The organism is Flavobacterium gawalongense (assembly GCF_007097265.1).
GTDB lineage: Bacteria > Bacteroidota > Bacteroidia > Flavobacteriales > Flavobacteriaceae > Flavobacterium > Flavobacterium gawalongense.
The window spans coordinates 35,389-49,677 of record NZ_VJZP01000004.1; the positions used below are offsets into that span (position 1 = coordinate 35,389).

At 35.3% G+C, this 14,289-nt stretch carries 11 protein-coding genes; 7 read left to right on the plus strand and 4 right to left on the minus strand.

Going from position 1 to position 14,289, the window contains the following annotated elements:
- The first annotated feature begins 55 nt into the window (after nucleotides 1-55).
- From FNW38_RS03710 to FNW38_RS03740, 7 genes are all read left to right on the plus strand, one after another.
- Complete coding sequence (locus tag FNW38_RS03710; RefSeq protein ID WP_143387241.1) at nucleotides 56-979, plus strand: hypothetical protein; 924 nt, start codon at nucleotides 56-58, stop codon at nucleotides 977-979.
- Nucleotides 969-2,525 carry a phosphatase PAP2 family protein gene (locus FNW38_RS03715; RefSeq protein ID WP_143387242.1) on the plus strand — a complete coding sequence of 519 codons (1,557 nt, stop codon included), beginning with the start codon at nucleotides 969-971 and terminating at the stop codon, nucleotides 2,523-2,525. Before FNW38_RS03710 ends, FNW38_RS03715 begins: the two co-directional genes overlap by 11 nt.
- Nucleotides 2,526-2,709: 184 nt before the next feature.
- Nucleotides 2,710-3,093 (plus strand): hypothetical protein, encoded by a 384-nt coding sequence (locus FNW38_RS03720; RefSeq protein ID WP_185963073.1) that lies wholly within the window; start codon nucleotides 2,710-2,712, stop codon nucleotides 3,091-3,093.
- A 229-nt stretch (nucleotides 3,094-3,322) separates the two neighbouring features.
- Entirely contained in the window at nucleotides 3,323-3,994 is a 672-nt protein-coding gene (locus FNW38_RS03725; RefSeq protein ID WP_262710395.1) for a transposase, read from the plus strand.
- Between the two features lie 155 nt (nucleotides 3,995-4,149).
- Nucleotides 4,150-6,333: a TonB-dependent receptor family protein gene (locus FNW38_RS03730; RefSeq protein ID WP_144064474.1), complete on the plus strand. Its 2,184-nt coding sequence runs from the start codon at nucleotides 4,150-4,152 to the stop codon at nucleotides 6,331-6,333.
- Nucleotides 6,334-6,487: 154 nt separating this feature from the next.
- Entirely contained in the window at nucleotides 6,488-6,910 is a 423-nt protein-coding gene (locus FNW38_RS03735; protein ID WP_235890143.1) for a DoxX family membrane protein, read from the plus strand.
- A gap of 95 nt (nucleotides 6,911-7,005) precedes the next feature.
- Nucleotides 7,006-7,548: a GNAT family N-acetyltransferase gene (locus tag FNW38_RS03740; protein ID WP_143387159.1), complete on the plus strand. Its 543-nt coding sequence runs from the start codon at nucleotides 7,006-7,008 to the stop codon at nucleotides 7,546-7,548.
- 51 nt (nucleotides 7,549-7,599) lie between these two features.
- Here FNW38_RS03740 and FNW38_RS03745 read toward each other — a convergent pair whose 3' ends face one another.
- The 4 genes from FNW38_RS03745 to FNW38_RS03760 form a co-directional block, all read right to left on the minus strand.
- Nucleotides 7,600-7,881 (minus strand): FoF1 ATP synthase subunit delta/epsilon, encoded by a 282-nt coding sequence (locus FNW38_RS03745; RefSeq protein ID WP_143387158.1) that lies wholly within the window; start codon nucleotides 7,879-7,881, stop codon nucleotides 7,600-7,602.
- Between the two features lie 69 nt (nucleotides 7,882-7,950).
- The gene (atpD, locus tag FNW38_RS03750) at nucleotides 7,951-9,462 is read right to left on the minus strand and encodes a F0F1 ATP synthase subunit beta (protein WP_073204939.1); all 1,512 of its coding nucleotides are present in this window, start codon (nucleotides 9,460-9,462) and stop codon (nucleotides 7,951-7,953) included.
- 253 nt (nucleotides 9,463-9,715) lie between these two features.
- The gene (locus FNW38_RS03755) at nucleotides 9,716-11,287 is read right to left on the minus strand and encodes an SGNH/GDSL hydrolase family protein (RefSeq protein ID WP_143387156.1); all 1,572 of its coding nucleotides are present in this window, start codon (nucleotides 11,285-11,287) and stop codon (nucleotides 9,716-9,718) included.
- A gap of 30 nt (nucleotides 11,288-11,317) precedes the next feature.
- Entirely contained in the window at nucleotides 11,318-14,152 is a 2,835-nt protein-coding gene (locus FNW38_RS03760) for a TonB-dependent receptor domain-containing protein (RefSeq protein WP_144064475.1), read from the minus strand.
- Nucleotides 14,153-14,289 lie beyond the last annotated feature (137 nt).

Consider the following 14,289-nt stretch of genomic DNA (forward strand, 5'->3'; position numbering starts at 1 on the left):
GCATCAATAAATCAAACCAAACAAATACCATTAACAACTAACCTTTTTACTAAAAATGAAAAAATTTTACCTGAGTTGCTTCCTATTAGCACCTATTTTCATGAATGCTCAAACAGATATTGACGGTATCATGATGAGTAAAAACAATTTTTGCGTTGGAGCAATATATCAATACAGTAGCTGGGATCAATACTGGGAAGGGTCTCTTAAAAGAGAGAATCTAAATCTTGGTACCGTATCGACAAAATCCATTGGACTTATGGGAAATTATGGTATCTCAGATAAATTAAATGCTATTTTTAGTGTGCCGTATGTAGAAACTAATGCTTCTGCCGGAACCATGAAAGGTCAAAAGGGAATACAAGATCTTTCGCTTACGCTAAAATACATGCCTTTGGAAAAAACAGTTGGCCAGTCAACCTATTCCATTTATGCATTGGGAAGTTTTACAACTCCCCTATCCGATTATCCTGCTGATTATTTACCGTTGAGCCTTGGTTTACGTAGCAGAACAGCTTCATTGCGATTAATGGGAGATTATCAGAGAGGAAATTTCTTTACTACATTTTCTGGCGCTTATGTAAAAAGAGCGAACATAACCATCGATAGAAATGCTTATCTAACTGACGAAATCCATTATACAAACGAAGTCGATATGCCTGATGCCATTTCAGTAAATTTCAGAGCAGGTTATCGTTCTAATAGATTAATAGCCGAATTTGTTATAGACAATTGGGTAACTCAGTCTGGAGGATTTGACATTGCAAAAAACAATATGCCTTTTCCAAGCAACACCATGAATGCGTTAAAATATGGTGTTAGTTCTAAATATACATTTAAAAAAATACCTGAATTATCTCTTGTAGGTGGTTATAACTATGTAGTAGAAGGAAGAAACGTTGGGAAATCGGACACCTTCTATGGAGGTCTATTTTATGTGATTAATTTAAAAAAAACGAACAAACAAGATGAAAAATAATATACAAAAAACAGCCTATACTACTCTTCTGGCTTTATTTCTTGCCTGTACTTATTCGTGTAGTGATGATATTACTGAAAAAAACGAACAATTTCACGCTTTAAATCCTACCAATACAGACGATTTAGCCGGAACTTGGAAAACTTTTTTATTAACAACTCCAAACGAATTCCCACTTGATGCACCCGTTGCCACAAATACGCCAGCCTTCACAAGAGAAATCAATGAAATAAAAAGCTACCAAGTCAATATATCAGAAGATCAAAAAAGAATAATAAAATATTGGAGCGCTGGTGGCGTTTTACGCTGGAATGAAATCATGCGAACTTTAGTGGCAAGACACAACCGACCTCCTTATCAAAATGAAGACGGAACCTATCCTGCACCATCTGCGGCGAATCCTTTTGCGAATCCGCAATTTCCATTTTCAAATCCTCCTTATGCAGCAAGAGCTTATGCCTATGTAAGTGCCGCACAATACGATGCCATGATTGCCACTTGGCATTATAAAAAATTATACAACAGAGCAGCGCCTTTTACGGTAGACGCCAATTTACAAGTTTTAATCCCAAAAAGCACTATGCCTTCATACCCATCAGAAGATGGTGTTTTAGCGGGAGTTACTGTTGAATTATTAAAATTATTGTTCCCAACTGAAATCGCATACATTGACGGAAAAGCAGAGGAACAAAAACTATATCGCATTATCAGTGGCGCCAATGTTCGAAGTGATGTTGATGCAGGAATTATTTTAGGCAGAAAAATTGCCGCTAAATTTATTGCCCGAGCCTCTACTGATGGAACTGGAGCTGCTATAGGAAATCAAGTGCTTTGGACACAATTAGAAACGCAAACTGCGGCTACTGGAGAAACACCATGGTTGTCATTAGATTTACCTGCAAGACCTCCAATGTTACCATTATTTGGAAAAGTAAAGTCATTTATAATGACTCCTGAAATGGTTGTTGCCAGTCGCCCGGTTCCGCCACCTTCTACAAAATCAGAACAATTTGCAAAAGAATTAGCTGAAATAAAAAGCTATAGTGAAAATCCATCTAGAAAGAACATGGAAATTGTTACTTTTTGGGCTGATGGTGTAGGAACTTATACACCACCTGGCCACTGGAATGCTATTGCATCAGAGTCATTTGTAGAACAAAATTATAGTGAAGTACGATGGGCAAGAAATATGGCATTATTAAATATTGCGATGATGGATGCTGCTATCAGCTGTTGGGATGCAAAGTATTTTTACTTTAATCCAAGACCATGTCAGATGGATCCATCAATAAAAACATTGACTGGAGTTCCTAATTTCCCTGCTTATGTATCAGGACACTCTACCTTTAGTGGTGCTGCCTGTGCGATTTTATCGCATATTGTTCCTGCAAAAGCAGAAAGCTTCAAAGCTATGGCAAAACAAGCCTCTGATTCTAGAATGTTTGGCGCTATTCATTATAGAAGCGATTGTGAAAAAGGACTTCAATTAGGCGAAAAAGTAGGCAGCTTTGCCGTTGCAAGAGCCACTACGGATGGCGCAGAATAGCGTAAATAGTAAGGTTGATAATTTGTTTAATGGTTTGTTTTACATCTCATTTTATTAACTACAGCCTAACAGACGTTGGAAATCTGTTAGGCTTTTATTATAAATAACTCACGTTACGTAAAAGGACCATGAAATTTCATAGTTTTAACATTTGAAAAGTTGATAACTTCAAGCTCCTAAAAAGATGAAAAACTTTGCAGATCTGTACAGTGATTATTTGATAAGTTCGAGTTCTTATGCCACCTCAACGGGTATGGCTCATTTGCTATCAATTAAGCATGATAAAATCACAAGGGAGTTGTCTAAAGGAGATTACAACAGTAAATTTTTATGGAAACAATCCAAAGTTTATGTACAAGAAATGACTCAGTCGAAAGATATTATAACCTTGAGTTTTGATGATTCGATAGAAGAAAAACGATACACAGATGAGAGCGAACTCAATTGTTGGCATTTTGACCATGTGTTTGGTAGGTCGGTAAAAGGCGTTAATTTTTTGACGGCTTTGGTAGAAGTTGGTGGTATGCGACTGCCTTGTGGTGTTGAGTTTGTGAAAAAAGATTTATGACTATCCGTAAATGCGGACTAAAATCATTTCGAATACAATTTTCGTCGTTTGTACATTTATAAAGCATAAATATTAGCCCACAGATTATACCGATTTACACGGATTTTTTTACTTGATGAATCAAACTGTTATTTAAATCTGTGCAAAATCCGTTCAATCCGTGTTATCTGTGTGCCATATTTTATCCTTTGGAACATATTGCGGACTGTCATAAAAAGATTTATGGAATATTGACCTTAAAACGGGCAAGAAAAAACGAAAAAGCAGCACCACTAAAAATGAATTATTTAGAAAAATGTTGCGTGAATGCTGTGGAAAATTTAGATTTGATTACGTTTTAGCCGATAGTTGGTACAGTTCGGTCGAGAATATGAATTGTTGCAAAAAAGAATCAAAGTCAGACTTTATAATGGCTCTAAAAAGCAATCGTAAAGTAGCTTTGTCATTGGAAAACAAACACAATAAAGAGTACATAAGTATTGAAACACTACAACCAGGACAGCAGACCGTGGAGGTTTGGTTCGAAGAATTAGATTTTCCGCTGTTGCTTACAAAGCAAGTTTTCAAAAACGAGAATGATACAGTCGGCGAGTTGTACTTGGCTTGTAGTGATTTAAACTTATCGTATGACCAAATCACTACAATCTACAAAAAACGGTGGGGAGTGGAAGAGTATCATAAATCTATAAAAAGTAATACCGGTTTTGCAAAATCACCAACAAAAACAATCAAAACTCAAATGAACCATTATGTATTATCCATCGTGGCTTACATAAAATTAGAATGGCTAAAACAAAGAACTAACAAAAATCATTTTGCAATGAAAGCTCAAATCTATTTAGCAGCTCAACAAGCTGCTTATGCTGAACTTCAAAAGTTATCAACACCTAGAGCTGCGTAATGCCGTTTTGATGTTTTTTTTGCGTAACATGAGTAAGTAAGAACATATTCTTGCTTTAATTTGAAGAAAATGATTTAATATCAGCACCTTTAAAAATTAAAATTACGACCAAATTATTTAATATTAAACAGGTTTTCATCCTCAAAAATGACAAAATGAGACCATCCATACTTATATTAACAGTCTTGTTTTTTACATTACCAATACTGGCTCAAACACCAATAGATTCTACAAAAATTCATAATCTAAATACTGTAAAAGTTGAAGCAGGAGGTATAAATCCGGATATTCTTAGACTAGCCCCCATACAAGGAACGTACATCTATTCCGGTAAAAAGAATGAGGTGATTGACCTGACTCAAAAAAATGTTGCTTTGACTGAGAAATACGGCAGACAAATTTTTGCCAAAGTTCCAGGTGTTTTTGTGTATGATATGGATGGTACAGGCAATCAAATGAACATTTCTACTCGTGGCCTTGACCCGCACCGTGGTTGGGAATTTAACATCCGTAAAGATGGTATCATTACCAACTCTGACATGTATGGCTATCCTGCCAGCCACTACAACATTCCTATGGAAGCCGTAGAACGAATAGAATTAGTGAGAGGAACTGGTTCTTTACAATACGGCGCACAGTTTGGCGGCATGCTTAATTATATTAGTAAACAACCAGACACAACCAAGGCCTTTACTTTTGAAACTATTAATACGATTGGTTCTTATGGATTGGTTAGTACTTATAATGGAGCATCTGGCAAAATTGACAAATTCAGGTACTCTACTTGGTTAAACAAAAAATGGATTTCAGGCTACCGGGACAATAGTGACTCACAGTATGGCTCAGAAGCAGTTTCTTTATTCTATGATGCATCAAAAAATCTACATTTCAAATTAGAATGGACACATTCCAATTATATCACTCATCTTGCGGGTCCTCTTACGGATGCAATGTTTAATAGCAATCCAAAAATGTCAACTCGCTCTAGAAATTATTACAATCCTAACATCCATATTCCTTCGATGACGATAGATTGGAAAATCAATCCAAAAACGCAATTACAACTTACATCATCAGCTGTTATTGGAGCGAGAAACAGTGTAATGTTTGACAAACCCGTAACAATTGAAGATGCCATTTCAGCCACAACACTTCAATACACCAATCGCCAAGTTGATATCGATCATTTTAATAGCTACACAACAGAGTTAAGAGGACTTCACTCCTATAAAATTTTGGAACGTACCAACACGTTTACAACAGGGATTCAGCTCATGAATAACGATTTACATCGCCAACAACAAGGAAAAGGAACAACCGGGACTGACTTTGATTTATCATTAGTCACTCCTGGATGGGGAAGAGATCTTCATTACAAAACAAATAATATTGCTGTATTTGCTGAAAACCGTTGGCTACTCTCCAATAAATTTTCCGTTAACACTGGAGCAAGAATAGAAATTGGCGAAACAAATATGACAGGCACTACCACTTACTATTCAGATGCCGAGTTACCAAACACCATCAAACATAAATTCCCGTTATTTGGTGTAAGTGTACAATATGATTTAACCGAAAATATAAATTTTTATGGGGGTGTATCACAAGCCTATCGCCCTGTAATTTTAAAAGATATTATTCCGGCTTCTATTTACGAAGTCTCAGATAAAAATCTAAAAGATGCTTACGGTTATAATGCTGAAGCTGGTTTTAGAGGCAAATGGAAGTCTTTAAAATGGGATGTAACTGGTTTTTATCTTCAGTACAATAATCGATTAGGAACAATTGCGCAAACCAATTCACAAGGTGACCTGATTGTTTTCAAAACAAACATAGGGAATTCCAGAACCAAAGGAGTTGAGTTATTCTTACAAAAAGATTTCTATTTAGGAAACCAAGCTAGTTTATCCGTGTTTACTTCCACTTCCTATATGGATGCAAAGTATCTGGATGCAATAATAAAATCTGGCAATACAAATACTAATGTTAGTGGAAATAAAGTAGAAAGTGTTCCTAATTGGATTAGTAGAAATGGATTTACCCTTAAGTACTCTGTCGTTAGCCTTTCGGCACTTTACAGTTACACTTCCGATAGTTTTGCTGACGCCATTAATACGACTGAACCGTCAATAAGTGGTGCGAGTGGTATAGTTCCTTCCTATCAGTTACTCGATTTAAATCTTGCAATACGATTGACTGATAAGATCAAATTTCAAATCAACGCTAACAATATCTTAGATGAGCATTATTTCACTAAACGACCTCAATTCTACCCAGGTCCAGGGATTTGGCCATCAGACGGAAGAACATTTTCAGGGACGCTTTCTATAAAAATTTAGTTTAAAGTATATTTAAAAAACTAAAATTCCTGCAATATGATGCTATTCAATTGGAAATAATAATAAACTTCCAATTTTGACTCTAAAAAAACGAATATTAAACATTATTATGAAACCAACATTCAACCTCCTTTATTTTAGATTTAGTAAAAAAATGGAAAAACACAGTGTCAATATGATGCGAATTTCTCTGGCAATAGTTTACATCTGGTTTGGTGCTTTGAAAATTTTCGGTATGAGTTCTGCAGATGATCTGGTAGAACAAACTGTTTATTGGTTTAAACCAGAAATATTTATTCCAATTCTTGGCATTTGCGAAGTAATTATAGGTCTTGGTTTGCTCATAAAACGATTCATTCCTTATACAATTGTATTGTTATTGATGCATATGGCTGTTACATTTTTTCCCATTTTTATACTAAAAACAATATGTTTTGACGCTTTTCCCTACTGTCCTACTCTGGTTGGCCAATACATAATTAAAAATCTTATCTTAATTTCTGGAGCCCTTGTAATTGCAGCAAAATATAATGAAAAGTATTATGCCGAAATTAATTCGAAACTAATTATAAAATAAAAATAAAAATTTGTTAAGCATAATCTAAGATTTCCTAATTTTATAATTACAGATAGAAAAATACCAATTAATTAATCCGTGATCAATAAAATCAAATGAAATCCATAACTTATAAAAGAGCGTCAACTCTAGACGAACTAGAACAAATCAGAACACTTCAATTACAAAATAGTCCCCAAAATATAACTTCTGAAGAAAAACTTCAAGAGGGATTTGTCACTGTACAACATACTGTTGCATTATTAGAACAAATGAATGCAGCTTGTGCACATATTATAGCCAAGGATAATAATACAGTGGTTGGTTTTGCTTTGGTAATGCTTTCTGACTTTAGAAATGAAATTAAGGTTCTTATCCCCATGTTTGAAAGAATTGATGAATTAGTACCCAAGGATAAAACATACGTTGTAATGGGCCAAATTTGCGTAGATAAAAATTATAGAAAACAAGGAATATTCCGAGGACTCTATCATTTTTACAGAGAGGAACTACAACATGAATTTGATTATCTAATAACAGAAGTTGCTGCTATAAACCTTCGTTCCATGCAAGCACATGAGGCGGTTGGTTTCAAAACGATAGATAATTATGAAGAAAATGGAATTGTTTGGAATATTATGCTTTGGGATTGGACATAAAAAAAGCCTAACGATTGTGTTAGGCCTTCATTTTTTATAATCGAAATTACTTTAGTCTGCTAAAATAATAACTTTATTGTCTTTCATTTCAATTGTCCCTGAAGTGATTGCCAGCGTATAATTTTGGTCATCAAGCTTTGTAAATTTACTTGCTATTTCTTTTGCAAAAGCAAAATTAGAAGCTGCAATTTTCACAACTCCTTTTCCTAAAATAGAAACGATTGGTGCGTGATTATTCAAAATTTGAAAGCTTCCATCAACTCCTGGCAATGTAACCGAAGTCACTTCTGCTGAAAATAATTTCGCTTCTGGTGATACTATTTCTAAAATCATGGTTTTTAGTTTACAGTCACAGTTTACAGTCACAGTACTGAATACTGCGACTGAACACTGAATACTAATTTATGCTTCCGCTAACATTTTTTCTCCAGCTTCGATAGCTTCTTCGATAGTACCTTTAAGGTTAAAAGCTGATTCTGGCAAGTGATCTAATTCACCGTCAATAATCATATTAAATCCTTTGATAGTATCTTTAATATCAACTAAAACTCCTTTTAATCCTGTAAATTGCTCAGCAACATGGAAAGGTTGAGATAAGAAACGTTGCACACGACGCGCTCTTGAAACGGCTAATTTATCCTCTTCTGATAATTCTTCCATACCAAGGATCGCGATGATATCTTGTAATTGTTTGTATTTTTGTAAAATTTCTTTTACTCTTTGAGCACAGTCATAATGCTCATCACCTAAAATTTGTGGCGTAAGGATTCTTGAAGTTGAATCCAATGGATCCACTGCAGGATAAATACCTAATTCAGCAATTTTACGAGACAATACTGTTGTTGCATCAAGGTGAGCAAATGTTGTAGCCGGAGCCGGGTCAGTTAAATCATCCGCAGGAACGTAAACCGCCTGTACAGATGTAATAGAACCTTTGTTTGTTGATGTAATACGCTCTTGCATCGCACCCATTTCAGTAGCAAGAGTCGGCTGATAGCCTACCGCAGATGGCATACGACCTAAAAGTGCCGAAACCTCAGAACCTGCTTGTGTAAAACGGAAGATATTATCCACGAAGAACAATACATCTTTCCCTTGATCAGTACCTGCACCATCACGGAAATATTCAGCGATAGACAATCCAGAAAGTGCCACACGAGCACGAGCTCCTGGTGGCTCATTCATTTGACCGAAAACGAAAGTAGCTTTGGACTCTCTCATTCCTGGCATATCAACTTTAGATAAATCCCATCCTCCATTTTCCATAGAGTGCATGAATTCATCCCCGTATTTTATAATTCCTGACTCTAACATCTCACGAAGTAAGTCATTTCCTTCACGTGTTCTTTCTCCTACTCCTGCGAATACTGAAAGTCCACCGTGCCCTTTTGCTATATTGTTAATCAATTCCTGAATCAATACTGTTTTACCAACACCAGCACCACCGAATAATCCAATTTTACCCCCTTTTGAGTAAGGCTCAATTAAATCAATTACTTTAATACCTGTGAATAAAACTTCAGAAGAAGTAGATAAATCTTCGAATTTTGGTGCTTGACGGTGAATTGACATTCCGTTTTCACCTGTTTTTGGTAAATTACCTAAACCATCAATGGCGTCTCCAATTACGTTGAATAAACGACCGTAAACATCGGCACCGATTGGCATTTGGATAGGATTTCCTGTTCCAACCACTTCATAACCTCTACTCAAACCATCTGTTGAGTCCATCGAAATGGTACGTACTGTGTTTTCACCAATGTGAGATTGTACTTCAAGTACTAATAAAGTACCATCTTTTTTTGTGATTTCTAATGAATCATAAATTTTTGGAAGTTCAACATCCTTACCGTTGAAAACAACGTCAACTACTGGGCCAATGATCTGGGCAACTTTTCCTATTACTTTAGACATTACTTATGTATTTATTAAATAGCTATTTAGGTTTATGAAACAGAACCAATCGAAACTCATCGATTAGACACTTTTTTCAGTGCGCAAAGATAAATTTTTAAAATATAAAATCAATAATTTTTTTTATAAAAAACAGGATAATTTTAATGAATTGTTTTAAAACCATTTTGAAACAAACAAAAACCCATTTTTAGCATAAAATAAAAAACCACCGCATCATAAAATGGGTGGTTTAGGCCTTGTAAAAACAAAGTTATTGAATTGTTGCTGGATATAATATTGGATAAAGACTTAAATCAACCGGTTTTAATGTTGAAGAATATTTAGCGTTAATTGCAGCCGTAAATGCATTTGCAATTAATGCATAACCTCTAGGACTTGGGTGAACACCATCCAGTGAGAATGCTCCACCAGTTACATACGCAGAAGTTAATGTAAAACTATTACTTACAATTCCCCCACTTGACAATTGAGTCATAATCACTTTTGTATCAACAAAAGCCAATCCTTTAGCATCAGCAATTGTTTTTATAGAGCTATTATAAGCATCTGTAGCAACCTTTACTTCTGCAACTTCAGTTGGTACTAACACATGTTTATCTTGTAATGGATAGGTAATTCCGAATTTATTTAAAGGAGATGGAGGTGCCATTCCAATACCAGAATCACTGGCAGTAGGAGCTGCTCCTATGGCAGATTGTGTTGGCAAAACAACCAAATCCGCAGCAGTAGCTTGTCGGGCTTGTCCAAAAACGCTTCCGTAAAAAGCAGCAGTAGCCGCACCCAAGCTTGGAGTAAAAGCAGCTGTTAATTGAGCAGACAAATTTACCAAAGACTCATCTTTAATCAACATTGGATTAGCAACCGTTGTAGAAAGAAGGTTAATTCTATCTCCTGCTCCAAATGCCGTTAATGCTTGTTTTAACGGACCGTATAACTGAGCATTTAAAGCAGCTATCGTAGCTTGGCCTACAGCTTCACTACCACTACCCAGAACTTTAGCAGTCAATGGATTGTAAGGAACGGTCGTAAAATAAGGAAGTGTATTTACATAAGGAAGATTTGCAACTACTCCTTTTGCGCCGTTGGCTGTTAAATTAGTAACTAAGCTTGAGTAAACACTTGCAAAAACATTAGGATCTGTTATATCATTACCGCCATAAGTAGCCGGATTTAAATTCCCTGTTTGGTTTACACCAACACCCCCGGATGTTGCATAACTCAAAACATCATTAACACCAATCCACAATGAAAAGAAAGTAGGCACTTGAACTAAAGCATCCGCTAAAACCGTTGTTCCAGAAGCAGTGGCAAATCGCGCGAAATAAGGATTTGCAGCACCCGTGGCAACACCCGCAACATTTCCATATCCTGGCGCTACAAGATGATAACTCTTTGCTCCCGGAACTCCTAAATTATTAAACGGTCCCGTCACATGATTGGTAACCTCCGTAGTCGGAATTCCTGCTACTGAAGCCGGAGAAGAAGTACTTACTTTAAAGTACAAACGAGTACCAGCAATTACATTTCCACCTAATAGCAATCCTCCTAAATTATCCGATGTAAAAGGCGTTTTGAAGTCACCTCCTCCAGCTGTAGTAAATTGCTGAGCTAATATATTTACATAAGAACCTTCTTGTCCTTTTTTGAAAAGAGCCCCATCACTATATCCCGCTGCGAACGAATCACCCAATGCTACATATTTTGAAAAACTTGCAGTACCAGATGTTACCGGAACTTCAACAGGTGTCGAATTTTCATCGTCATTATTACATGCTACAAAGCTTAAAGAAACCAATAGTAGCCATTTGAAATTTTTTATCATGGTTGTGTTTTTTTAAAATTATTGATTCAATTAAGGATTGATTGTCCAAGAAGCAAAATATTGATGCCCTATTAATCCAGCACCTAATACTTGAGTATATTCTTTTCCACCAATATTTGAAGCTCCCAATTTAAGAGTTGATTTTAATTTTGGCATATTATAATTAACTTGAGCATCAATTACAGTAGCCGCATCGATCATACCATCTACCATTGTAGATTGCCACAAATACTCACTATTCCATCTTCCACTTATGTTAAATCCAAAATTATCAAATAACTTTTCGTTTCCAAATGATGCTTTTACTCTATGTTTCGGCGTATTAAAGCCCGCTTCAAAACTTGGGTCTTTTTCTTGATCGAAATTAAATTCTGCGAAATTATAGTTAACACCCGCTTCAAAATTTCTATACACTTTTTTAGAAAGTCCAAGACCAAAACCAAGCGATTTGATTTCTATATTAGTATTGGTATATAATTGATACGCTCTATAATTGCCATTTTGAAGCGCGTGTAATGATTGCACTCCAGAATCTGTTGGTCCTGCTAGAGGATTTGGCGAATCATTTGCCGTACCATAAAACGGAGCTACAACATTTAGATTCCCAATAAAATCATTGTAAATATTATAATACCCATTAATATCAATTGATACATCTTTTATCAATGAACGATATCCTAATTCAAATGCTTTCACCTGTTCTGGTTTCACATAATTTACATTTGTTTTTCTTAACAAAGCTGATCCTGCAATAGGGTCACTAGCTGCCAATGCACCAAACGCCTGTACTGATGATGCGGTATACGAATTATTATAGGCATTCAAACCAGTCATAACAACAGATGATCCTCCGGCAAAAGCTTGACCAACTGCAGTAGAAACCGGTAAAGTTTCACTATATCTTGTTAAATTATCCGGAGCCGAACCAAGCAATATGGCGCTTCCCACATTAAAACCAATGTATTGATCTTGTGTTGACGGGTTTCTAAAACCTGTTTGAAAAGAAGCTCTAAAGTTGTGTTTCTTACTTTCTCCTCCTGAATATACTAGTGATATTCTTGGAGAAACACTACCGTCGAAATTTTTTGATTTATCATAACGAACAGAACCTGTAAATTTCAATCTATCTTCTAAGAATCTTTTTGTTAACTGGCCATAAGCACCGTATTCATTATAATTAATAGGCCCATTTGCATCCGTATAAATTCTACCGTGAGAATTTAATTCATAAAGCCTGAAAGACCCTCCAACTTGGATTTCTGCAAATTTTATAATGTCTTTAAAATTATAATTGGCGTCAGAATGGTATATTTTAGAATTATCAACCAATTTTGAACCCGAAAGCACACTTGGATCAGCAATAACACTATTAAAAGCAGCTTTAAATTCTGGAGTACCAGGAAGAAATCTTCCAGTATCAGCAGTATTCCTTGCTATTATATGCGCATTTTCAGGCGTCATTCCTGCTAATGTAGATTGAATATAAGCTCCTGCATATTGCCCAAACCATGTTTTATCATCTTTCCATTTTCTATTTATATTAATTCCTGTAAAAAGCATATCGTATGATTCTCCACCATCTTCAGTAGTAGTATAACCTCTTACAAAAAAGTTTTTTCCTTTAAACTCTAATTTATGCTGTTGCATGAAAAAGTTATTTAAGTAATATCTATTGGCTCCTTGATATACTGCATTTCCGAAACCAAATTTACTTTGCCATATCACTTCTAAATTTTCATTTCCAAAAGGTCTGTAATGAAGTGAGAAGTCGATTTTTGTATTACTCGCTTTGTTATCTGTTAAATCTACCTCATTATACCCTGTTCTACTTACATTATAATTTGGAAGTAAATTTACCGCTGCACCAGATATTAAACCTAAAGAAGCTAATGCTTGCCCAACTCCTTTTATGTTAGTTGAAACTTCATCACCATATACATTTATTCCATCATAATTTACATTACTTCTATCTATACCAGAATGGGTCTTGTCATTATAGTTTGTAGCATACCAATCAGTACCTCGCATATAAGTAAAATTAACTTTTCCAGCTAATTTCGAACTGAACGCATGAGCCATCCTTACTCCATAATCAATGAAATCATTTGATCCTGCAGCTTCTTGACTTGTCTGTCCAAATTTTGCATAAGCAGTAATTCCCTGACTTGTAAATGGACTTTTACTATTCATAAACAAAATACCATTAAAAGCATTTGCACCATATAAAGCAGATGACGCTCCCGGCAACAACTCTACACTTTGAACGTCAATTTCTGAAACACCAATCATATTTCCTAACACGAAATTTAATAATGGTGAAGAGTTATCCATTCCGTCAACCAATTGCATAAAACGTGTATTGGCTACAGTAGCAAAACCACGTGTGTTTATTGATTTAAAAGACAAACTACTTGTATTCATCTGAACTTCTTTCAAGTTTTCTAAACCATCATAAAAAGTTGCAGATGCCGTTTTTTTGATATCAGCAATATTCATTCTCTCAATTGTAACTGGAGATTCCAATACTCTTTCTGGGGTTCTTGAAGCAGAAACTACAATCTCATTCAGTTTAGTTTCTTCATCAGCAAGTTTAACCGCTACTTTTTGATTATTTGATGAAACCGTAACTTTTTGAGAACCATACCCTACGCTTGTAACAATAATTACAAACGGTGGTTTTTTTGATGAATTTAAAGTGAATCTTCCATCGATGTCGGTAATACTACCAGCGGTTTCTCCAACAATTTTGATGTTGGCTCCAGGAATAGGTTGATTGTTACTGTCTGTAACAATGCCTGAAATTGAATTTTGAGCAAAAGTTAGGCTACAAAAAAACAATGACAAAAAAAGTAAATACACTCTCATTGGGTTAAAGTTTGTTGGTTTATGACGCCAAAGTACAAATATTTTTGATATTAATAAAAAAGAGCCTTTAAAATTTAATAATTATCAATGATTTTGACTCATTTATACTTATTCTACATTTTTTGTTTTTTATTTTT

What these genes read in the sequence shown, in the direction of transcription:
- FNW38_RS03710 (WP_143387241.1), top strand. Translation starts at nt 56, where the DNA reads ATGAAAAAATTTTACCTGAGTTGCTTCCTATTAGCACCTATTTTCATG.
- FNW38_RS03715 (WP_143387242.1), top strand. Translation starts at nt 969, where the DNA reads ATGAAAAATAATATACAAAAAACAGCCTATACTACTCTTCTGGCTTTA.
- FNW38_RS03720 (WP_185963073.1), top strand. Translation starts at nt 2,710, where the DNA reads ATGAAAAACTTTGCAGATCTGTACAGTGATTATTTGATAAGTTCGAGT.
- FNW38_RS03730 (WP_144064474.1), top strand. Translation starts at nt 4,150, where the DNA reads ATGAGACCATCCATACTTATATTAACAGTCTTGTTTTTTACATTACCA.
- FNW38_RS03735 (WP_235890143.1), top strand. Translation starts at nt 6,488, where the DNA reads ATGGAAAAACACAGTGTCAATATGATGCGAATTTCTCTGGCAATAGTT.
- FNW38_RS03740 (WP_143387159.1), top strand. Translation starts at nt 7,006, where the DNA reads ATGAAATCCATAACTTATAAAAGAGCGTCAACTCTAGACGAACTAGAA.
- FNW38_RS03745 (WP_143387158.1), bottom strand. Translation starts at nt 7,881, where the DNA reads ATGATTTTAGAAATAGTATCACCAGAAGCGAAATTATTTTCAGCAGAA.
- atpD (WP_073204939.1), bottom strand. Translation starts at nt 9,462, where the DNA reads ATGTCTAAAGTAATAGGAAAAGTTGCCCAGATCATTGGCCCAGTAGTT.
- FNW38_RS03755 (WP_143387156.1), bottom strand. Translation starts at nt 11,287, where the DNA reads ATGATAAAAAATTTCAAATGGCTACTATTGGTTTCTTTAAGCTTTGTA.
- FNW38_RS03760 (WP_144064475.1), bottom strand. Translation starts at nt 14,152, where the DNA reads ATGAGAGTGTATTTACTTTTTTTGTCATTGTTTTTTTGTAGCCTAACT.